Origin of the sequence: Paenibacillus sp. EKM211P (assembly GCF_011066175.1) — a bacterium.
GTDB classification, from domain to species: Bacteria; Bacillota; Bacilli; order Paenibacillales; family Paenibacillaceae; genus Paenibacillus; species Paenibacillus polymyxa.
In genome coordinates, this window is the sequence record NZ_JAAMNS010000012.1 from 126,225 (window position 1) to 149,064 (window position 22,840).

The window sequence follows — 22,840 nt, forward strand, 5'->3', positions numbered from 1 at the left end:
TCATCCCTTTTTCCATTGGTCTATGATGACATCACTAAGCGTCTCCATATACAGTGGGTCACTGTTGAGTGAATCAATACGCTGAAAACGCATATCCAGTTCCTTTGCCAAAGCCTGTGCTTCAATATCCAGGTCGTATAACACCTCTAAGTGATCAGAAACAAAGCCGACTGGCGCAGCCAGCACATACTCCACTTGCTCTTCCTTCAGACTGTGCATGGTATCCAAAATATCTGGTCCCAGCCATGGTTCTGCTGTACGGCCGGCACTTTGCCACGTAAACTGCCAGTTGGTAATTCCCGCCTTATCCGCGACAGCCTGCGAAGTAGCCATTAATTGCTCCACATAAGGATCACCCATAGCCAAAATCCGCTCAGGCAAGCTGTGCGCACTGAACAGAACACGAACTTCGTCCCGCTTGGCTCCCGCTTCTTCAAAAAGCGCCAGTTTCGCATTCACACGCTCAGTCAGCGTCTTGATTAGCTTTGGATGAAGATAATAGCTCTCCACAAACGATATGGCCAGATCCAGTTCCTGTGCCTTAGCCTGTGCACGCTTGATATAAGAGCCTACACTCATAACGGAATAATGCGGAGCCAGCACGACACCCACCGCCGTACGAATGCCATCTTGCACCATCGCTTCGACACCGTCCTCAATAAACGGCTTGGCGTGTTTGAGCCCCTGATAACAGACAAATTCTATGTCCGGGTTGCGATTTTCCTGGTTTAAGGTTTCCTGCAGGTTGTGAACCTGTCGATCTGTGTTCTGACGCAACGGAAACACGCCGCCCACAATGGCTTCGTAGCGATCTTTTAATTCTTTCAACTGCTCCGGTGAGGGAGCATGACCACGGCGAATATGTGTATAATACGCTTCAACCTGGTCCAGATTCTCCGGCGTCCCGTAGGACATGACCAGTACACCCACTTTGGTTTTCATTGGCAGATCCCTCTTATCTTTTCTAGTTGTATTTAGTTCTTTGACAAAACAGAGCGAGAATACTCATGTACATAATCGGTAAGCTCTCTTAGCTTATCTAGCGAGGCTTCAGGAAATAAGCCGTGACCAAGATTAAAAATGTAGCCCGGCTCCAGAATGCCTTCATCTACAATTTTTTTTGCATACTGCTTGATCACATTCATCGGCGCAGTAAGTACATAAGGGTCCAAATTGCCCTGCACTCCAAAACTGTTACCCAAGCGACGACGGCCTTCAGGTATACTTACCCGCCAGTCCAGTCCAATCACATCGGCTTTTACCCCGCTCAAATGCGGAAGCAATTCACCAGAGCTTACGCCCGGAAAATAAATTTTAGGCACATTCAGATCAGATAACTCATGGAAAATACGTACAATGGTCGGCAACACAAAAGTTTGAAAATCATAAGGCGAGAGTGCACCTACCCAGCTATCAAACAATTGAAAAGCCTTACCACCGTTAGCGATATGGGCCCGCACGTATGTAATAACCATATCCCCTAGCTTATCCATCAAACGACGCCACAGTTCAGGCTCTCCATACATCATCGCTTTGGTGCGAATATATCCCTTGGAGGGTCTTCCTTCTATTAAATAGCTGGCAATAGTAAAAGGCGCTCCAGCAAACGTGATCAATGGCACGTTCAACTCACGGTCTAAAATACGGATGGTTTCCAAAATATGACCCAAATCGCGTTCTACATCAATCGGACGCAAGTTGTCTACGTCTGCATCTGACCGGATCGGATTATCAATAACCGGGCCAATATTTTTGACAATATCAAAACCAACCCCTAGCGAGGCTACCGGATTCATAATATCAGAATATAAAATTGCAGCGTCCACCCCAAGCTTGCGGACGGGCATCAACGTCACTTCTGCGGCCAACTCAGGCTGGCGACAAATTTCAAGCAGCGTATATTTTTCCTTAATTTTGCGATACTCAGGGTCATACCTTCCGGCCTGCCGCATGTACCATACGGGAATATGATCCACAGCTTGCTTGCGGCAAGCGCGGATAAAAGTATCATTGTAGGTCATGACTTCAGCCTCCAGTTCGAATCATAAATACTATATTTTATTATGCCCTTTTTCAAGAGTCGTAACAACCGCCGCTCTCAAACAAACCATGACAAACCCATGACATTTGGATAAAGTTTCAATGAAGTGTGCTATACTAGAGAAATGGCTTTTTTAAAGCTCCGGGTAAGTTATACATGAATAAGTACCTTTACAACAGGATGAGAATGGCAGAAAGGAAGTGAAAGCACATTGAAAACGTGGGAGACGTGGAAAATCAATCTCATTGTGCTTTGGTTCGGTCAGTTTCTGGTCAATGCGGGAATTACAATGATTACTCCGTTCCTTGCCCTGTATTTGGCTCAAGACCTCCATGTGAAGGGCGAGCACGATATAGGACTGTGGGCAGGAGTTATTTTTGCAGCTAACTTTTTGACCTCGTTTATATTTCAGCCATTATGGGGCAAGCTGGCCGACCGATATGGACGTAAAGTCATGCTGCTTCGCTCAGGCTTTGGTATGGCTCTGGTCATCGGGTGTATGGGTTTGGTCACCCACCCATGGCAACTGCTGGCGCTTCGCCTGCTAAACGGTACAATTTCGGGTTTCAACCCGGCTTCTATTTCCCTAGTGTCGGGTACCACTCCCAAAGAGCGAACCGGCTTTGCTATGGGAATTATGCAGTCCGGTCAAATGGCTGGCACAATTCTCGGCCCTTTGCTAGGCGGATTTTTGGCTGACTGGGTCGGGTTCAGACCGATCTTTTACATTACAGGAGCTCTTATTTTCCTAGCCTCTCTAATGGCAATGTTTTTGGTTAAAGAAAATTTCAGCAAAGCGGAGGCCGCGCGAATTCCACAAATTTCGGTTCTTGCCGGATTAAAGGAGCTAAGCCATACGCCCCAGCTTCCGGCTTTGTTCACCGTGACATTCTTACTCCAGTTTGCCATGATCAGTACAGTTTCTCTGCTACCTTTGTATGTGCAAAAGCTATATGGCTCGGCAGAAGGAATTGCACTGGTTGCCGGGTTCGTTACCGCTATTACAGGCGTATCCAATATGGTAGCCGCACCGCTCCTTGGACGATTAAGTGACAAAATAGGAGCACACAAGATCTTGACCATTGCACTACTTGGAACGGCGATTATGCTCATTCCGCAAGCTTTTGTCAATGAAGTATGGCAGCTTGTCATTATCCGTTTTTTCATGGGTGTGTTTATGGGCGGTCTGCTACCAAGCGTAAATGCGCTGATTCGCACCTATACACCTGAAGGAATGGAAAGCCGCTCTTTCGGATTCAATACCAGTTCGCTGGCGCTCGGGAATATGCTGGGTGCGGTCATTGGCGGAGTGCTTTCCGGATTTATCGGCATCGAAGGACTGTTCATTATGTCTGGTGTGCTGCTGATCGTCAATATCATCTGGGTACGTATGAAGCTTTTTGATCGTAAGGCTACGCCTCATTTCAGGTAAGACAACCTTCAGGTAGGACAGCCTGCCTTAACAGACAAGAACCTCCGCTCCACGTTACTGTGGATAAGGAGGTTCTTTTGGTATAGCTTCACTTAGGGACGCCCGTTACTTCACTCGTGCCAATGCCAATCCATCATAAGCTGGCAAAAGCGTACTGACTAGCCGTGTATCCGTCGCTATCGTTTCGTTAAAACGTCTCACGGCCTGCACGGCAGGTCCGTTCTTGTCTGTGTTCAGTGTCCGTCCCCGAAGAAAACAGTTATCTCCGGCAATTATAGCGCCTGGATTGGCCAGTGCAATCGCATACTCTAGATACACTGGGTAATTTTCCTTATCCGCATCAATGAAGAAAAAATCAAAAGTCTTTCCTTCTTCCTGAAGCTTCTTCAGGCTGTCCACTGCGGGTCCAATACGATACTCGACACGATCACCGTAGCCATTGTTTTTCAGATGTTGATGAGCCAGCGCTGCATACGCCTCTTTTAGCTCCAGAGACACGATGCGACCTTTCTCTCCCAGCCCACGGGCTAGGCATAATCCACTGTATCCTCCTAATGCTCCGATCTCCAGTACCTGCTGTGCACCAGAGACTTCAATGAGAAAGGTCAACAACTTTCCATAGGGATGAGCAACCGATACCTCCGGCATCCCTTCTTTAACAATAGCCTCCCTAATGTTGCGCAGCGCTTCATCTTCCTGTACCAGCTGGTCTACATATTGTTCAGGTGTCATATTAGGTGTGATTTCCACGTTTCATCTCTCCTTCTTGCTTTATCATAACGCAGGTTGGACGCGGTGTCCTTCGTAAATTATTTGCCTTAACGATTTGTCTCTTCGAGTACAATGACCTATACTATAGGGATTGAACCAAGCTTACATGATTATGAGACGGAGTGAATACGTTTAATGACTCAACTGCAACTAATTGCAACTGCGCCGATGGGACTGGAAGCCGTTGTGGCCCGAGAACTCAGAGAACTGGGGTACACGGATCTGACCGTCGAGAATGGCCGCGTCGTTTTTTCCGGAGATTATAAGGATATATGCCGATGCAACCTGTGGCTTCGCACATCTGACCGCGTTCTTATTAAAATGGGCGAATTTGCTGCTACTACCTTCGACGAGCTGTTCGAGGGTACCAAAGCATTGCCTTGGCAGGATTGGATTCCTGTAGATGGTGAATTTCCTGTAGAGGGACGTTCACACAAATCACAGCTTAGTAGCGTACCAGCCAGTCAAGGAATCGTCAAGAAGGCGATTGTAGAAAAGCTCAAGGAAACCTACCATACAGACTGGTTTGCTGAAGATGGTCCTCGTTACGTCATTGAGGTCATCCTATTGAATGACCGTGCGCTGATAACGCTGGACACAACTGGTCCAGGACTTCACAAACGAGGCTACCGCAAGCTTGTTACAGAGGCGCCTCTCAAAGAAACAATGGCTTCCGCTCTTATTCAGCTTAGTCGCTGGAGCCCGGATCGACCCTTCTATGACCCATGCTGCGGTTCCGGTACTTTATTGGTCGAAGCTGCTATGCAAGCCTGGAACATTGCTCCAGGCCTGAGACGTACCTTTAACTCGGAAGACTGGCCTGTCATTGGCAGAGAATTATGGAATCAGGCTCGCGACGAGGCGATGGATCTGACTCGTGATGACATTCCTTTTGAGATTGCAGGTAGCGATATCGACCCTAGCGCTATACAAGTTGCTGAAGCAGCTGTAAAAGCAGCAGGCTTTGCTAAAGACATCTCACTAAAGGTACTGCCTGCCAGCAAGGTTAGGCTTGAGGGCCAGTATGGTGTGATGATTACAAATCCACCTTACGGCGAAAGACTGAGCGAGCAAGCCGAGGTGGAAAAGCTGATCCGTACACTTGCACGCACGGCAGCCGAAATGAAGACTTGGTCCTTCTTTGCCATCAGCTCCACCAAGCAATTTGAGCATTATTGGGGCCGCAAAGCCGACAAGCGCCGTAAGCTGTTTAACGGCCGAATTGAATGCCAATACTATCAGTATCTGGGTCCTCTGCCTCCGCGCCGCAAAGATACTTCACCGTTGCAGTCCTAAATGTTCGAGCTATAGGCCAGGAAACGAACCCTTTGTTCGTTGTCCTGGCCTCATTTGTGCTGTATTTTCTTTACTTAATCATTGAAATGCGCAGGATGAGCGCTATAATAATTAAAGGCATTTCGGTTTTAACATTACGTTAATGTGTAGTTTATACTAGCCGAACATTTCTGCCGGAGGGGGTAAAGTGTTGGTTATTCGCACGACCAGTGCAAGACGCACTGGTAACATGTTCAGCAGACTGCTGCTGTCTCAATATTTCGGTTTAGTTCTGTTTTTTGTACTTATGATTGGCAAGCTTGTACTGATTCACTATAACCTGCATGCCCAAAATATCGACATGAATCCGCTGGATTATGTCATTGCTATTGGGTCGCTGTTGCTTGTAAGCTTCTGGACCTTGTGGTTGCCACGTCGCGGACGTTTGATTGCTCTTGTGGTGCTCGATATATTGCTCACCGCGCTCATTTATTCCGACATGGTTTATTATCGGTATTTCCAGGATTTCATTACGATTCCCGTTTTGCTTCAAGCTGGACAAGTTGATTCTCTGGGTGGAAGCATCGCATCCCTTATGTACTGGTGGGATATTTTCTTTTTTGCAGACTGGATTTTATTCATTCCGTATGTCATATTCGTGGCTTCGTTACGGCGTCGGTTTACAACGAATGATCATTACTTGGAAGCATCACGAAGCTCTTTCACAAAAAAATTTCTGTTTCGCTTCTCCAAGGGGGCATTGGCTTTCCTGATTGGCTATGTTTTGACATTTGGACCGATCAAAATATATACCTCTACTTGGGCAACCGGCATATTTGTCGGCAACTGGTGGTCAATGGCCTTGTACAACGTAACCGGATTGATCGGATTTCATGGATATGATATCTACCGCTACGGTCAGGACCATCTTGGGCCACAGCCTACATTGGCTCAGGTGGAATCCGATAAAGATAAAGAATGGTTCAATCAACACCAGAAATTACTTCAGGTAAAAAATGATCTCTACGGCAAGTATAAGGGCAAAAATGTGATGGTCATCCAAGCTGAAGCGTTCATGAACTTTTTTATCGGCAAACAGATCAACGGTCAAGCAATTACGCCTAACTTTGACAAACTGACGAAAGAAAGTATGTATTTCAATAATTATTTCCATCAAACTGCACAGGGTCGTACATCGGACGCAGACTTCTCTACCCACGCTTCGCTGCATCCGCTCCCTACGGGTTCTGTATTTATCCGTTATGCGGACCATAAATTCGATACGTTGCCTTCCATCTTGAAGGATACAGGTTATAGTCCTAATGCGTTTCACGTGTACGACAGCAGCTTCTGGAACCGTTACACAATGTATAAGGCGATGAACTATGACAAGTTCTACAGTAAAAAGGATTTTAAAATAGATGAGCCCCTCGGCTGGTCCCTGGGAGACAAATCCTTTTTTAGACAAACGCTCAACGATCTCACAACCGAAGTGAAGCAGCCGTTCTACGCCTATATGGTCGGTATTTCGAGCCATCATCCGTACAACCTGTCACCTGACGCTGTAGATTTGGATGTTGGCGAGTTTGAAGGTACGATGTTCGGAGACTATCTGAAATCCGTCCATTACGTGGATGAGGCTTTGGGTGAATTGGTAGATCAGATGAAGAAAGACGGATTGTGGGATAATACGATCCTGATGTTCTATGGGGATCACGACAATTCCATTAAAGACAAAGCACTGTATGAAAAGTTTTTGGGCAAGCCACTTACAGATTTGGACATGCAGAAAATCATGAATCAGGTGCCATTACTTGTGCATCTTCCTGACGGAAGTCAGGCGGGCACGTATACAGAACCGGCAGGACAGCTGGATCTAACGCCTTCTGTAATGCATCTACTTGGGATTTCTACAAAACCATATCATTTTATGGGTAACGATTTGTTTAGCGGAAAACCTCGTATGGTTGTGCTGCGTACTGGTGCTTTCACGGATGGACGAGTGTATTACATTCCATCTGAGGATGGTACATTCTCCAAGGGAACCTGTTACAATCTGAGCACAGGACAACCTACAGATGTGAACGCCTGCGGGCCGGGCTATACTGAGGCTCTCAATCGATTGAACATATCCGATCAGGTCATCACATATGATCTTATTCGCGAATGGGAGACTGAAGCCAAGAAATAACAAAAATCCCGATCCATCAGCTTGTTAGGGCTGTGGATCGGGATTTTTGTATTGACAGTCATTGGACTGCGCTTGTTACCATTAACAAATACTCAGGAACGCAACGTTTTTTTAGCCTGATCAAGACGTTGTACCTCTTCACCAAGCATTTCCTCAGCAACTTCTACTGCATCGTCACCAAGGCTATCCTTTGCCTGCTGTATAGCATGCTCTGCATGAGTGCGAGATTGCTCCGCTTGCTCAATCAGCTGCTCAGCCGGATGTGACAATGCCTGAGACACGGCATTATGGAGCTTGTCCACCGAGTTTTGTGTTTGAGCCTCGACACTGTGATTGTCGAGATTGGAATCATATTGGGCCATGATTCACTCCTCCTTCTGGGCATGGTCTACATCCATTAGCATGGATCAGAAGGAGGGGAACTATTCAAAAGATAAAACGCTGCGCACTCTAACTATTTTATAAAGCGTGCAGCCTTCTCTAATACTTCATCCTCTGTGGCCGCACTCACATAACGTCCATTTACATACACAAACGCCCGTTTTCCACAAGGACCGCAATACGATTTGCAACCGATCTTGATCTCGGCATCGGGTGCCATCTTTTTCAACTTAGGCAAGATCGTTTTTAAGCGGATATGATTGCACTCATCACATACGCGAATATCATTGGCCATCTGTCATCCCTCCGAACTCCGGCTTAGTGGTCGCCGTGATTACCTTGGGAAGGGTTAGTAATAACAAATCCTTCTTCGGGGAAGTACAAGTAATCAATTTTCACACCATCCAGCAACGGCTGACCGCTTTCCAAAATTACATCAATGCCTTTATCTGTAGATACAACAGTATCTGTTTCCTTAGGCGTGTCCAAATCTAGCCCATAATGAGCATGATCTCCATGAGCATGAGTAATAACAACGCGCAGGCTCTTCCCTTGGTTCTCTTCTTTATCCAATTCAAGCTTCAATACTTTAGCTGCATTACGAGTAATTTTGCAGTTCATTAAACTTCATCTCCTTCATATTCATTAAATGAAATGTGGTTCGATGGAAATATATCCACACCACACAACCTAGCGGATAAAATCAACAATTCCAAAAATTAGCCCCTCTCCTTGATGAAAAGAAGTTGTGCAGCATAGCACAAGGCAATATTCCTATTGTAAAGAAAATCGCAAAAAATCGCAATCACGAAAATCATAAGTTTACATCTATCGAACACGTACGTGCTGTTTTTCAATCACATCAGGATATTTTCGTTCAGCACGGGTGACGAACCAATTCATAAGCAATAACGTCACACCAATGTCGTCGATGGGCATAAATGGCATGACATCAGGCAGTATCCAATAAAGCAATACAGGCACCGCAAAAAGTAGTTTTTCACCCAAAGGAATCCTCGAAGAGGTAATCAATCGGGGGATACGACGAAATACATGTGACCACTGACGGAGAGATAGTAGTTTTTTCCACTTCATAGGTTGTTCACTCCATTTCCAATGCTCCTAAGTATATATACCCTATGGAAGGGACAAGTAAAGAGGAACACGTGTAAAAAACGTGCTCCTCCTAATACGTGTAAATGATGCAATACGTTTCAGCAGGCCCGATCTGTTACCATGACAGCACCGTCGCCATTAACATGCCAACTTCTGCTGCAATATCCTCATAATCACGCATAGGCAGCGGATTTACGCCCAGACCGACTTCAACGGTAAATCCCGGTTTACCAAACCGCTGTATAAACCAATCCTTATACCCTGCATCGCTTCCCCCCAGCTTTACCGCCCGATACCCTGTTGCGGCAGCCAGCTGCAATGCCCAATCTCGGCTCTCCTTAGGCTCTAGATCTCGATAATTCCAATAGATTTCCTGTCCCTGGCTGTGTATGGATAATACCATGTCGAACTGTTCGCGCTCCGTTAGATCGGCAAGGGCCTTGGACTCTGGCTCAGACAAAGGTGCAGGTCCTGCATAGTCTCGTCGAGACGGACCTGTTTTACCGCGTCTGCGCACCTCCTCCTCCCAATACGCCGGAAACTGATCGTTGAGGTCAACACCGCGAATATTGGCCTTCCAGCCACGAAAATCAGCACGTCCTTCATTCCATTTTCTGAGTTCATGATACAGCGGATGAGTTGGGAGTACACCCTGTTGCACCAGCTCCACTCCATCTGGATTGACCATTGGTACCCCCCACAAGGATGTATGCTCCATTAAATCCTGCGGAGAGCCTCCATACACCCATGGATTTCCTGTCGGTTTCCTCCATTCATCGTGAAGTTGCTCAGCATCCCGTCCTTCAGCCCCATCAATCCCTCGTGCATATTGTTCTATAAAACGCAGCAAACAAGGTGTCGTCAACCATTCGTTAGCATGTACAGAAGCGTTGGCATGAATTTTCCTCGTTCCCTGCCCAATCCGTATATAAGGGATATCCTTCCCCATGACACTGGTGCCAATGCTGCCAATTTCAATAAACGGAAATCTGTGGACCAATGCCTTCAGGTCTTCCATTAAATCTTCATAGCTATACTCTCCACGTAACCGTACAATCTGATCCCGATGGTCTTCAGGAATGATAATTATCTTTCCTTCCACGAAATTATGCTCCGCAAGTCCCGAATTAGCGAGCCGCAGCTCATCAAGCTCTACACCGAACTGTTTGGCAATCTGTCTTGCATTCTCCCCAGGCTGAATAACGTATTTGCGATCCGTAGACGGACGAATATATAGCAATTGACCACAAATCAGATAGGGTTGCGTGGCGGCCCACGGATTATCTGCGATCAAAGTATCCGCCGATAGTTTAAAAGCCGAGGCGACCCGGTGCAATGTATCTCCTTTTTGAACGATATATTCCCTCATCTTACTACGCCCCTTCCATCTGCCTTACTGCATGTTATGCAGACGCTGCGTGTCTTGATGTAGCGAAAAGCAAAACAACCAACTTCTTTTGTCCAATGACAAAAAAGTTGGTTGTCTCGTTAATCCAGATGAGTGACTTGCCAGACAACAGGCGTTTGCCGAATCTGCTCCCCAAGCCACTGTGCGGCAATGCGCTGGAACAACTCTGGATCGCCGGAACAAAAAAGCTGATGCACTGGCGTTTCGTCCCCGGCCTCCAATTTGCCCTTGTTATACAAAATGGTACTTGTCTCTCGCGCTGTTTCATCTGCCGAGCTAATGAGCTTCACCGCAGGACCCATGACTTCCTGAATCGTTTCCTTCAAAAAAGGATAATGCGTACACCCAAGAATCAGACAATCAATCGGATACGTTTGAATAGGTCTCAATGATTCCTCCACAACCTGCGATGTTGTCTCGGAGCGGAACAACCCTTGTTCCACCAAAGGCACAAGTGCAGGGCAAGCGTGGCTCACCACGTCTACATAGGGAGACAACTGCTTGAGCGCAGTTGTATATGCTCCGCTTCGAATCGTACCGACAGTTCCGATCACCCCGACATACCCGGTAGCGGTCGCGCTGATCGCAGCACGAGCCCCAGGGTGGATAACTCCGATCACCGGAATGGATACCTTTTGGCTTATATACTCTAATGCCGCAGCCGTTGCTGTGTTACAAGCAATAATAATGACTTTCGGATTAAACTGAATCAGAAAATCAACCATTTGCTCTGTAAATTTTTTAACCTCTTCCGATGGTCGGGGACCATACGGGGTGCGCGCAGTGTCTCCAAAATAAATGATTTTTTCCCGCGGAAGCTGACGCATGACTTCTTTAACAACCGTCAGACCTCCTACACCGGAATCCAATATTGCAATCGCTTGCTGCACGTACACACCGCTTCCTTTTTTGGTTTAAATATGAGTTATTTCATCTCAGAAATCTATCCGTTGCTACATACTTTATGTCGTATTGGCGTAAAAGGTACCCCCAAAGATTACCCTAAAACGAGGAAGCGATCAACAAAAAGGCTTCATCCCAACGGGAGAAGCCACAAACTCAAGTTATAGTCAGTTGTTTCACCTACGATATACGGACAGTTACAAAGCATCCTCTTCCGTATTCTCTTGATCAGGCACGGATGAAATGCTAACCTCTGGAACAATATTACTCTTTTTACGCCATTGACCTATTTCGTGAATGACGGCTGAGGCTGTTTCCTTAATTTTGTCAGTATACTCCATGGAGGTGTCTGAAATTCTCCCTGCAAGCTCCTGCCCCTTGTCACTCACGTGACGCGCCTGGTCTGTAATATCCTGACGCAGCTCGCGACCTGACTTAGGAGCAAATAACAACGCAGCAACCGAACCAGCAATGCTGCCTGCCAACGCGCCACGGATAAAGCTTTTGTAGTTCTCCTTCATATTCATCTCTCCCTTGTGCCCGGGCGAATGCCCATCTGTTAATGCATTATAAGCATGGAGAGCCTGTCATGATACAGAGAACAAGCCAGAAAAATTTCTACTTATTTTTGGAGCGGATACGATACAAGCAGCAACGGCCTCCATCCGCCAAACAATCCTCACGGACAACCTCGGCATCAAGCAGCTCCTCAAACATTTGCTGTTCGCACTCACAAGCCTTGCGGTAACGATTGGCAATCTGAGAGATAGGACAATTGTACTCCATAATAGAGTAACTTCCATCCTCTTCCTCACGCCACTCTGCCATATAACCTGAAGCGTTCTGGATGCCCGAAAGCTTTTCTACACGTGAAGCTAGTGTAGACTCACTCTCGATGTGAGGGGCGTAGCGCTTCATCATTTTACGTTTTCTACCATCAAATAATGAGTGTACAGCTTCCATTCCCTGCTTTTCATCCAGCTCCTCTAACAGTTCCAGTAATAGATGATCATAATTACGAGGAAACTGCTCGCTTCCCTGATCGCTCAGGCTGTACAAAAACGTCGGACGTCCCATCGCCTGTCTCAGGATCGTAGCCACAATCAGACCATCCTGCTCCATTAATTTGAGATGCCTGCGCACCCCCATTTCGGTAATGCCCAATTGAGCTGCCAAGCTTCCGACGCCCACAGGTCCCTGGGTTTTCAATAGTGTCAAGATCATGCGCCTAGTGGGCATTTCGGGTACGATATACTTATCCGTCACTTTTGCCTTTACACTCCCTCAGGACCCAATTCCTTATTTAAATAATCGTGCACGCTAGATACAAAAAGCTCCAGCAACCCAGGCAGCTTAGGTGTGAGTGGGTGAAGGCTTGTCCGGTCCCAATGAAAATACTCCTGTACTAAGGGTTTGCGCAAGGCTACCAGCTCTAATAGTGAATGAAATACGGTATCATCCAATACACCTTCCTCATGAATGATACCGATAATGTCCTCATAGCTACTGGCGTCACGCATAATAAACCCGTCGATGATATAGCTCCCTACGTCCGTTACCGTCTCAATGGCCAGATGAAGACACCGCTCCTGCACTAGCCCCTGCAACAGATCGCCTTTCCAGGCGGCGGATGTCTGGCGAAGGCCGTCGACAATGTCGGGAACAGCCCCTAGTCGAAGCTCAATTTGTTCCCGGTTGACATAATACAAAGTTCTGCACCTCCAGTAACCGCTTTAGATTTCATAATCAACTGCGATAGATACATCCTTCACTTCATTCATGTGTACAATAATTTCCTGATGAACAGGGTGTACCTGATACGTTTGCAAGTCTTCCAGTGTTTCTACCACAGCGGTAAGGGAAATATCATAAGAACGTTCCGAACGAATCACATCCGTACCTACTTCAAGTGACAGCAGCTCCTTGATCTTGCCAGTCATGCTGCGCAAAATAGATGCCGTATGTTCAATGCTTTCAGGGGAGCGGTCTTTCAATTTGAACAAAACAATATGTTTAATCATGCGTATAGGCTCCTTATCTTAAAAATGTTCTCTTGAAAATTTTATCATAACGCCCCACATACGGAAAGAAACTTTGTAATCTTAGCGATCTTTTCCACCATTTTTACCATCAGACTCCTTGTCCTTTAGTAGGGCAAAAAAATTCTTAAGCTTCGGTGGCAGCGGCAGACCCATTCGTGAACAGTTTTCCGTAATCGAGATCAATTCGTTGGATAAATAAAAATACGTTGCCGCCCCCTTCATGATTTCCGTACCCATCAGAAGATCCATATGATGCGCCAAAGAAATCACCATGAGCATTAAAGCCTTTCTCGCCAACCCCCAAAAGCCAGCTTTACTGCTTAACCCTTGTCCAGTCTTCACGGCAGCAGCGACTCCAGTTACATAATCAACAGCCATGGCAACCGTGAATAGCACCATAAGCTGATTCCAGCCGCCAAAGGCAAACGTAATAATGGCTCCTGCGGTGGCACAAATCATACTAAACATACTCGGATTAATATTCATACCTGCTCCTCCTCTCGGGGCGGTTATTGTAATATATGCAGCGACGTCGTCACCCGTAAAGTCATATGACCTGTGCATAGATATCAATTCATAGATTCATATAAAACAAGCTGTGAAATTCACCATTTCCGAGCAAATACAATAAAAGCACCTTCAAAGCCCCTATAAAGGAGCGATAAAGGTGCCTTACTTATTTTTTGAGGGAATATAACAATTGTGCATCTACTTTATCCATAACGCTTTGTTTCTGCTTATCGTTATATAAAAAACAGGCTACCCCTCTCAAAAAATTGAAGTAGGGCAGCCTGCTTTCCTTTCAAATTTATTCAATTAACGGTGATCATTCCAAAAATTAAGCGGAGTCAGGTTATCATTTAACGGCTCGAACGAATATCCTTCTTTCTGCAAAGCCGCCATGATTTGTGGAAGCACCTTGATCGTAGATGGCTTATCATGCATAAGAACGACTGGTGTTCTGCCTTGCTTTTTCAATCTCTTAATATCACTGAGGACAGTCTGTACAAAATGCTCTGGATTTTTAGTATAACGCCAATCATTCGAATCTATGTTCCAGTCCCAAATATGATAGCCTGCACCCGTCAGTTGATCGCGGTATGCTTTCTTCAAATAGGGTTTGCTGCCATAAGGTGTACGAATCAAAGAAGTGCGTTTCCCTGTGGCCTTAAATAAAATCTCATTATCCTGATTCATCTCTGCCAATGCCGCTGCCGGGGATGCATAGATCTTTTTCACCTGGTGTGTCATCCCATGCAGGCCCAAGCCATGCCCCGCGTCTACCATTCTCTTCATTACTGCGCTATGTTGGCGAATTTCAGGCCCTAGCATGAAGAACGTAGCCTTGGCATTATATTTGTCCAGAATATCCAGCAGCTGCGACGTGTGCGCCGTTGGACCATCATCAAAGCTCAAATAGATTGTACGGCTGGAAGGCTTGGCATTTTCCGTGCTGCCTGTATTGCTAGTTTTGCCTGGCTTAACAGCTGCATACTGTTTAATTTCTGCCGCAAATGTATTCAAGAACTGAGCATCAGACAAACTAGCGTTTGCATTCTGAATTCGATACACATTACTCGTAGGAATCGTAATAGTGAAGCCAAACGCATCGGTCAAAGTGCGGATTGGCACCATCGTACGTCCTCCACGTTCAAACACATCACCCTTGTTCAAATCCAGCGTAAAGCTGCGATTATGCCCAGTCAGCACCAATGTATTTCCATTGGCCGAAGTAGAAATGCCCATCTTTTGCCCCAGTGTCACGATAGGAACATACAACTTATCATTTTCCATTACGGGCTTAATTGTATTCGAATCTAGCAACACATCATTGACCCCAAGTAAAGGAGCCTTCGCTTGTGCACTCACTGTATTCGTATGTATACTACCCAGCAACCCCAAACAACAGATTGCCATCAAGCATACAGCCATCCATTTTACTTTTAAAAGCTTCATCATTACACCATCCTGTGCTGTATTTTATAATGTGCGGGAGCTATCTCTAGCTTGTCTATGAAGTTATACAGACATGACGATATAGACATGGCAATATAGACATTCACTCAACATATAGAACATAAACGCATCTCAACCGACTGAACCGGACGTCTTTTGGCCCCCTATACATATTAATAGATTACCAGACTATAGTAGGTAAATATAGTAAAACAATTTGAAAACAATCTCGCAATCCATCTTACCAAATAAGTTACAAAGTTGTGAATAAATCGACTGAGTTTAGAAGAATAAAAGTGGTAGTAGATTCTTTTGATGGAGCCTAGAGCCTACTGGAAGGAAATGAATGTAAGGTGCTTGGAGCAAAATAGCAGTGGTATCTGAGGGTATTGTATATCTAATAGAATATGGAGTGTCGTAGAGGAGTATCATTTAACCCGTTTACTTGGTACTAGGTATTGATATAAAGAATACCTTGAGGATTGTCGTCCTCAAGGTCTCTCCAGTTGCCTATTCTATTAATGGTACTTCAAATCTCTTTTCAACTTCATCCAGATAATTGTCAAGAAATAAATTCTTATTTGTAAAGCCTAAATAATATTCATAGTCTCCCTCATCAATAGATGAATAATATTCCTGATGAAATAGTACGTTTGAATATTGTTCGAAACTTTCACCCCTCTTAATAACAATACATCTAAATAAATTATCAATCTCAATTGCTTTAATCATATCTTCTTTTTTTTAATATAGAGTACCATTTTTATCATTCTCATCAGTCTTCAATATATCAGTTCTATATTGCTTTCCTTCTTTAAGACCCTTATCTTTCAACCAGTCTTTTTGAGACCCTACACTAGTCCATTTCTTGTACTTACTAACATCCACAACCTCGCAACCCGTATTATGCACCCAAATGCCCAATCCGTTACATAATACGTATGGTAGTCCACTACCGTAAAGTTGTAAACCGTAACTGGCTCTTCAAGTTTGAAAGATATTCAAGTTCTCGTGTGGAGGGTTTCCACTTCAGCCATTTATTATAGACAGATCTGGCGACGTTAGCAAGCTTACATAACGCTATGATGGCATAGCCCTTCTCCGTGTGTAGTTCTTGAATCGCTTGATACAAGTCTACATGTCGAACGAGGGTTAGCGTGTATTTCTTCGCCGGATCTCTGCCAACTTTTTTTCAAGGGCATTCTCCATTTCTAAGTACTCGTTGCGCGCTTCTAGTTCTTTAATCCGAAGTTTAAGACGCTCATTCTCATCAGGTTCTTCCGCAGGCTTGCTACGGCCACGATGATCCCTAAGCGCCTCCTCCTTGCCAGATTGATATTTGCGAACCCAAGCGTACACCTGCTGGTAGGAAACATCGTATTTCTTTATGAATCCCTGATAATCCAGCTGGTTTGCAATGGTATACTGTGCAATTTCAATGCGCTCTTCAAAAGTAGTTTTGCGTCCTTTATTCATTCGAGATTTCCCTTTACGAGTAGGTTTTATTTCTCACCTACAAGTATACTTTGAAATCCAATTCGTTAATACACTGTTACTCGAGATGTGGTGGTATTTTGTCGCTTCTCGTATAGAATAATTTCCGGATAACACATCTCTAATCGCAGCCTGCTTGAGCTCCTGTGAGTATGCTTTCCAGACTCTGGATTCTTTTAATCCTTCATAACCCTCTGTTTCATATTTTCTTATCCAATCTTTAACTGTTTCTTTGTCAACACCAAGTTGTTTCGCTTCATAATGAGGATTTGAATCCTGCTGAAGACATCTTTTTACAACGTGTAATTTTACATCTAATGAAATTGGACTCCTTTTTGACATGACAAATACTCCCATCATTGTAGCAGTAGAAGTTTTTGTTTTTTCTACTGTCTACTATGATGGGAGCATTCACTCCATTTCTTTTGAACTTTCACATATATCAGATCACTAACACGAAGAGTTTTATTTCCATCTGCTTAAACTCACAATCTAGGACGTTCACTATAATCTCTTCGTTACAGGAGTCTCTACAAGGCTTATATTGTAGTTTAGACACGCTCTCCTGCTCTTTCGCTTCGTAGTAGAAGTTCTCTTTTGCGATTTGTAGGACACCGTACATTGCTAATACCGAGTATTTATCACGGTATTTTAGATGATAGCTACTTTCGTCCCATGATCAGCGGGCTTATTTTAGAATGTCATTCTCCCCCTTTCTTCTTAAAGGGGGCTATTCGTCTAATCCACAGGTTTAAAGCGGAAGTGGTAAGAATCTTCCTCAATAATCACTAACCAAGATCTCTTATTTGCATAAAACTGAACGATTTGTCTTTAAACTCTGTTGTGAACGTACGTCATTGTTGTTAAGGGTTCGCTCCTTTGCTCAATAATTTCATTCTATAATCCCTTATTTTTCTTTTTAACTTAGTTAGCCGAGCAAGTTATTCAAATAACATTTCAAGTTCTTCCTGAGAAAGACTAACACTATCAAAATCAGAAGGTGTAAACAACTGAAGTTCTTTTCCACTACAATGTTTAATTATATCTCTAAGGCGATCTATAAAGCTGGAAAGAAAGTGATTCATCTCAGCCTCAATAAAGCTATTACTTGAAAAGCTAATTGATATTTGCAGTTGTCCCCCCAAGACCATAGCTACAATATTTATAACTGATGTTAGTTCATTCTCTACTGCCACATCATGTCCAGTTAGTGCTGAATCGACAATTTCAAATGTGTCATCATATAGCTTCTGATCAAACTGACCTAAATAATTAAACCGAATATTTTTATTTTTTGGAGATGAAAGCAATGGTGTTAGGTAACGTAGGACGCCAAAGTTTATCCCATTGTTAGGTATCTTTCTTAATTTTTCTTTAACAGCTACAATTTGTTGGTCCAATGCTTGATTTTTTAGTTCAAACAGGACTGGAAAGATTGATGTAAACCATCCTACTGTACGGGTAACATCGATATGCTGAGCAATCTCTTCTCTTCCATGGCCTTCCATTTCTATAACAATTTTATCTTGTTCAGTGAAACAAGAAATACTTTTTACTAGAGCCGTAACTAGCAGTTCTAGCGGTCTTGTGTTATACGCTACATTTGCTGATGTTAACAGCAGGTCTGTTTCCTCTGCAGAAATGCTGTTAGTTACAATGAGCTTTTCTGAAGTGCAGTCTAAGGATTCATTCGTGTTAGAACGAATAAACGAGAAATCAGTTGCAATTTCATTTTCCCAATACAATAATTCATCAGCAAAATCATTGTTTTTATATTCATTTAAAGTGTTAGCCCACCGTTGGACTGAGTGAGTTTTTAATGGAAGCTGGAGAGATTGATTGGTTTCAAATTGCTTCAAGAGCGTGGAAAAGTCCTCCAATATAACTCGCCAAGACATAGCATCAATAATGAAATGATGTGCTGTCATTAATACATAGGTTCCCTTTTCATAACCACAATCAAATAAACAAGCTTTAAATAATACACTTGATTCAATATCGAAACTTGCTTTAGTGATATTTCCTATGCGTTGAATATTACCCTTCTGCTGGATTTCATCATAAGCTGATAAGTCATAGTAGTGAACAACTTCTGCTGGCACCAAATACTTTGGATTATAATACAGATTTCCTGAATTAGAATTATAATTCATTCTTAGTCCATCATGATGTTGAAATAGCTTCTTAACAACTAGCTCCAGTATAGAAACATTCAAGTTTTTTTTCATTTTTAAAAATACCGATTGATTCCAATGATGCACATTACTCAACTTCTGCTCCAAAAACCAACAAATGATTGGAAGAGGTTTAATCTCTCCTTCACTCATTTTCTGAGGAACGACTACTCCCTCACCTTCCTTTATTTTTGTGCTCAATTGCTTAATTGTGGGATGGGTCATAATATCCTGTACTTTTACATCATAATTCAGCTCGCGGAGCTTCGAAGTAACCTGAATTGCTTTGATTGAATCTCCACCTATGCGATAAAAGTGATCATTAACGCCTACTTCATTTATATTTAATATTTTTTTGTAAATTTCTATAATGACGAGTTCTGTAGGATCAACAGTGCTCTCCTCATTTACATCCTGTATTATAAGCTGTTCATTTAATTTAATACGATTTACTTTACCATTTGCTGTAAGCGGTATTTTATCAATAAACTTATAAATCATAGGTACCATATAATAAGGGACTCGTTCAGCTAGATAGCGATTTAGCTCGTTTATTGCAATTTCTTCTTTTGCTACAATGAAAGCAACTAGGTAATTTCTTTCTGCTTCGTTATGTGTAGTAACAATCGCATCAGCTACCTTCTCATGTTCTAGTAAATGATGCTCAACTTCTCCTGTCTCAATCCGATAGCCATTTATTTTAACTTGTTGATCTATTCTGCCTAGATACTCGATTAAGCCATTGTCTAGAAATTTTCCCAAATCTCCCGTCTTATACAATAGTAGTTCTTCACGAAATGGACTAGAGATGAATTTTTCAGCTGTCAGTTCCTCTTGCCCTAGATATCCACATGCTACTCCTAATCCAGAAATGTATATTTCCCCCTGAGCTCCTTTTGGAACCAATTTCATATTACAATCCAATACATAAATTTGCATATTGTTAATGGGGCTTCCAATCGGTACGGTGATTCTAGTATCCAATTCAGGATCGAAGCGATGAATCATGCAGCCTACAGTCGCTTCAGTAGGGCCGTATTCATTATATATATCTATTTTTCTATTAAACACATCATAAATTTGACGTGATATGTTTGTTCTCAGCTCTTCCCCTCCAACAATGATGCATCGAATCGCTGAGTTATCGACCTTCAAATTCGCTAACAGTGCTAGGTGTGCAGGGGTTACCTTTATGATGTTAGTCCGATTGTCATGTACAATACGTTCAAGTACATGTTCTTGGGTACTTTTTTTATAAATAACAATGGTATTGCCATTTATTAAAGGAGTAAAAATAGAGGTGGCTGTCAAATCAAAAGCAATCGATGAATGAAAAGCAAAGGTTTCGCTTGTATTATGAATATATTGTTCTTTTGCCCATGTAATATAGTTTACTACGCCCCGATGGGGAACCATGACTCCCTTGGGCATACCAGTTGTACCAGAGGTGTAAATAATGTAAGCCAGGGCATCTGGGTTAATTGGTAAATGTAGATTGGCGAAATCCCCTTCGTAAGTACTTCCTTCATTGATGTAAATAATTTCACCTGTATATTTCAATTCAGGATCATATACATTGTCTGCAAGTATTACAGTTACATTCGCATCATTCAAAATATACTCAATTCGTTCTCTCGGATACTCAGGATCAAGTGGGACATAACAAGCGCCAGCCTTGAGCACAGCCAGCATGGAAATAATAATTTCCTGACAATGATCACCGATTATTGCTACATGGCAACCTGGCCCAATATACTTGTTTGTTAATAACCGTGCTAATTGATTTGCCTTTTCATTTAAAGCTTTGTACGTCATGCTTTTCTCTTCAAAGGATATGGCCACATTATCTGGAGTTTTTGCTGCTTGTTCTTCAAATAATTGATGAATAGACTTGCTATGGATATCATCCATCACAATATTTGGATTCCATTCATATAACAAATGTCTTTCCTCTTCTAAAGATAATAAAGATATTTCTGATACCTTCAGTTGATCATTACTAACAATCTGTTCCAAAATTAAAATCATGTAATGATGCATTTGATTAATCTCATAATCCTGATAATCATTTTTTTTGTAATCATAATGAAGCGTGAATATATGTTGGTCTGACCATTCTGTTATGACCATTTGCAACGAGTACAGCTGATCACCAGTATGCAACTCTTCATTTTCTAAAGTCATACCTGCCATTGTATTTACAAGATTAGTATTATAATAATTGACACAAATATTAAATAAATAATCTCTACCTTTTTTTTGTAGTTCAAGATCCTGCACTAATAAATCAAAGGGATACTTCTGATTAGCAAAACAAGATAAAAGCTCCTTATTGGCCATTTGTAAGAAACTCATCAAACTATCCTCAGTAGTTAACTCTAAACGAAATGGCATTGTACTAGTAAACATACCCACCATTTTTCGTTCTGCTTGCCCCGATCTATTAAGTACAGGCGAGCCAATAATAATATCGACTTGCTGGGTCATCTTATGGATGTATAGAATCATCAAAGCATTGAAAAAAGCATTAAGCGAAATTTGCTTTCGTTGTGAAAAATCCTTTAGCTTATTAGACAACTCAAGTCCCAATTCAAAGGACATACGTTGTCCTTCTACTTCATTGCCTACTTTTTCACTCGAATATTCTGGAAGCTTCTTGAATCTTTCTTTCCAAAAAATCCGATTTTTGTAAAATCGTTTGGAATTCAAATAAATTTGTTCATTATCAATATAATCCAAATAAGAAGGTTGGCATTCATTCACTATTTCATTATTCTTTATTAGCTGGGTATACCAATCACATATTTGCTGAGTCAAAATATGAGTCGTCCAACCATCTGAAATAATATGGTGCAGTTTAATGAGATAACCATATTGATGTTCATTTAATTTACAAATTGCAAAATAGTATAACGGATTATTTAGAAAAGTAAATGGTTCTGCCATTTTTGCTTTTGCCCACTGCTTGCATACTACTTCTACATCATTATGATGCTCGATGCTAAAATCAATATAATCAATTTGATCCTTCACTGTTTGACTTATGTGTTGATATGGCTGCCCATTCAACTCCGTTATTTCTAGACGCAGCCCATCATGCTTATCAATGCATAATTGAATGGCTTGTTTTAATATTGCGATATCAGGCACGCCATGGATCTTTATTAACCCACCAAGAAGATGAATGGAGGTATGTGGATATTGCTGTTCAATGAACCAAATTCTTTTTTGAGCATGAGTAAGAGGGTATAGAGATTCATATTTATTCATTCAGATCCAATCCTCCTATAACTAAATTAAAAGTGTTCTATTAACAAGTTGTGTAACCTCGTTTGGAAACTTCGTAAGAAAAAAATGATCTCCTTCAAAAAATTCAAATTTAGGAGCTACATCAAAGCACTCTTTCCAAGTTAAAACATCATCTATACTGCATTCTTCTTGAGTGCCATGCAAAATAGTTGCAGGAACCGTTATTTTCTTTGCTTTAAACTGGTGAGAAAAAAGTCACTTCTAATAATTGGAATAAACGTTTCGATAAAGCCTTTATCTTGTAAAGCTTCGATCGGGGTTCCACCTAGCTTCATAAGTATGTGTATCATTTCCTCTTCTGTTTCATATTTCATTTCTAATCAAATAGGGTGGTCTACATCCAGATA

22 protein-coding genes are annotated in these 22,840 nt (G+C 42.8%); 3 read left to right on the forward strand and 19 right to left on the reverse strand.

Features of this window, described 5'->3' with window-relative positions:
* Both hemH and hemE read right to left on the reverse strand, forming a co-directional pair.
* Complete coding sequence (gene hemH / locus G9G57_RS17300; protein WP_164965300.1) at positions 1-942, reverse strand: ferrochelatase; 942 nt, start codon at positions 940-942, stop codon at positions 1-3.
* A gap of 32 nt (positions 943-974) precedes the next feature.
* Positions 975-2,021 carry a uroporphyrinogen decarboxylase gene (hemE, locus tag G9G57_RS17305; RefSeq protein WP_164965301.1) on the reverse strand — a complete coding sequence of 349 codons (1,047 nt, stop codon included), beginning with the start codon at positions 2,019-2,021 and terminating at the stop codon, positions 975-977.
* Between the two features lie 231 nt (positions 2,022-2,252).
* Between hemE and G9G57_RS17310 the strand changes: the two genes are divergently transcribed.
* Positions 2,253-3,473, forward strand: coding sequence for an MFS transporter (locus tag G9G57_RS17310; protein ID WP_013370468.1), 1,221 nt, complete (start codon positions 2,253-2,255; stop codon positions 3,471-3,473).
* A gap of 105 nt (positions 3,474-3,578) precedes the next feature.
* Here the strand turns inward: G9G57_RS17310 and G9G57_RS17315 are convergent, their stop codons facing one another.
* On the reverse strand, positions 3,579-4,223 hold the full coding sequence (locus tag G9G57_RS17315) for an O-methyltransferase (RefSeq protein ID WP_016819706.1): 645 nt from the start codon (positions 4,221-4,223) through the stop codon (positions 3,579-3,581).
* Positions 4,224-4,379: 156 nt separating this feature from the next.
* On the opposite strand from G9G57_RS17315, the gene G9G57_RS17320 reads away from it, so the two are divergent.
* Both G9G57_RS17320 and G9G57_RS17325 read left to right on the forward strand, forming a co-directional pair.
* Complete coding sequence (locus tag G9G57_RS17320) at positions 4,380-5,540, forward strand: THUMP domain-containing class I SAM-dependent RNA methyltransferase (protein ID WP_013370466.1); 1,161 nt, start codon at positions 4,380-4,382, stop codon at positions 5,538-5,540.
* Between the two features lie 187 nt (positions 5,541-5,727).
* On the forward strand, positions 5,728-7,710 hold the full coding sequence (locus G9G57_RS17325; protein WP_019686893.1) for an LTA synthase family protein: 1,983 nt from the start codon (positions 5,728-5,730) through the stop codon (positions 7,708-7,710).
* Between the two features lie 92 nt (positions 7,711-7,802).
* Here G9G57_RS17325 and G9G57_RS17330 read toward each other — a convergent pair whose 3' ends face one another.
* The 16 genes from G9G57_RS17330 to G9G57_RS17405 all read right to left on the reverse strand — a co-directional run bounded on the left by G9G57_RS17330 (position 7,803) and on the right by G9G57_RS17405 (position 22,454).
* Positions 7,803-8,072, reverse strand: coding sequence for a hypothetical protein (locus G9G57_RS17330; protein WP_013370464.1), 270 nt, complete (start codon positions 8,070-8,072; stop codon positions 7,803-7,805).
* A gap of 92 nt (positions 8,073-8,164) precedes the next feature.
* Positions 8,165-8,386 carry a DUF1450 domain-containing protein gene (locus G9G57_RS17335; protein WP_013370463.1) on the reverse strand — a complete coding sequence of 74 codons (222 nt, stop codon included), beginning with the start codon at positions 8,384-8,386 and terminating at the stop codon, positions 8,165-8,167.
* A gap of 23 nt (positions 8,387-8,409) precedes the next feature.
* Positions 8,410-8,712, reverse strand: a complete 303-nt coding sequence (locus G9G57_RS17340; RefSeq protein ID WP_013370462.1) for a heme biosynthesis protein HemY — start codon at positions 8,710-8,712, stop codon at positions 8,410-8,412.
* A 207-nt stretch (positions 8,713-8,919) separates the two neighbouring features.
* On the reverse strand, positions 8,920-9,186 hold the full coding sequence (locus G9G57_RS17345) for a hypothetical protein (RefSeq protein ID WP_017425861.1): 267 nt from the start codon (positions 9,184-9,186) through the stop codon (positions 8,920-8,922).
* Positions 9,187-9,322: 136 nt separating this feature from the next.
* The gene (locus G9G57_RS17350; protein WP_164965302.1) at positions 9,323-10,576 is read right to left on the reverse strand and encodes a M14 family metallopeptidase; all 1,254 of its coding nucleotides are present in this window, start codon (positions 10,574-10,576) and stop codon (positions 9,323-9,325) included.
* Positions 10,577-10,695: 119 nt separating this feature from the next.
* Complete coding sequence (gene racE / locus G9G57_RS17355; RefSeq protein WP_044785484.1) at positions 10,696-11,505, reverse strand: glutamate racemase; 810 nt, start codon at positions 11,503-11,505, stop codon at positions 10,696-10,698.
* 210 nt (positions 11,506-11,715) lie between these two features.
* A complete protein-coding gene (locus G9G57_RS17360) occupies positions 11,716-12,039 on the reverse strand; it encodes a YtxH domain-containing protein (RefSeq protein ID WP_164965303.1) in 324 nt (107 codons plus the stop codon).
* A 97-nt stretch (positions 12,040-12,136) separates the two neighbouring features.
* The gene (locus G9G57_RS17365) at positions 12,137-12,784 is read right to left on the reverse strand and encodes a helix-turn-helix transcriptional regulator (RefSeq protein ID WP_164965304.1); all 648 of its coding nucleotides are present in this window, start codon (positions 12,782-12,784) and stop codon (positions 12,137-12,139) included.
* An 8-nt stretch (positions 12,785-12,792) separates the two neighbouring features.
* A complete protein-coding gene (locus tag G9G57_RS17370; protein WP_102997816.1) occupies positions 12,793-13,227 on the reverse strand; it encodes a DUF86 domain-containing protein in 435 nt (144 codons plus the stop codon).
* Positions 13,228-13,251: 24 nt separating this feature from the next.
* Positions 13,252-13,539: a Dabb family protein gene (locus tag G9G57_RS17375; RefSeq protein ID WP_017425864.1), complete on the reverse strand. Its 288-nt coding sequence runs from the start codon at positions 13,537-13,539 to the stop codon at positions 13,252-13,254.
* Positions 13,540-13,620: 81 nt separating this feature from the next.
* On the reverse strand, positions 13,621-14,046 hold the full coding sequence (locus G9G57_RS17380; RefSeq protein WP_016819695.1) for a phage holin family protein: 426 nt from the start codon (positions 14,044-14,046) through the stop codon (positions 13,621-13,623).
* Between the two features lie 330 nt (positions 14,047-14,376).
* On the reverse strand, positions 14,377-15,516 hold the full coding sequence (locus tag G9G57_RS17385; protein ID WP_017425866.1) for a polysaccharide deacetylase: 1,140 nt from the start codon (positions 15,514-15,516) through the stop codon (positions 14,377-14,379).
* A gap of 510 nt (positions 15,517-16,026) precedes the next feature.
* Positions 16,027-16,248 carry a hypothetical protein gene (locus tag G9G57_RS17390; RefSeq protein WP_164965305.1) on the reverse strand — a complete coding sequence of 74 codons (222 nt, stop codon included), beginning with the start codon at positions 16,246-16,248 and terminating at the stop codon, positions 16,027-16,029.
* A gap of 420 nt (positions 16,249-16,668) precedes the next feature.
* Positions 16,669-16,992: a helix-turn-helix domain-containing protein gene (locus G9G57_RS17395; RefSeq protein ID WP_164965306.1), complete on the reverse strand. Its 324-nt coding sequence runs from the start codon at positions 16,990-16,992 to the stop codon at positions 16,669-16,671.
* Positions 16,993-17,025: 33 nt separating this feature from the next.
* Entirely contained in the window at positions 17,026-17,352 is a 327-nt protein-coding gene (locus tag G9G57_RS17400) for a helix-turn-helix domain-containing protein (RefSeq protein WP_164965307.1), read from the reverse strand.
* Positions 17,353-17,951: 599 nt separating this feature from the next.
* A complete protein-coding gene (locus tag G9G57_RS17405) occupies positions 17,952-22,454 on the reverse strand; it encodes a non-ribosomal peptide synthetase (protein ID WP_164965308.1) in 4,503 nt (1,500 codons plus the stop codon).
* Positions 22,455-22,840 lie beyond the last annotated feature (386 nt).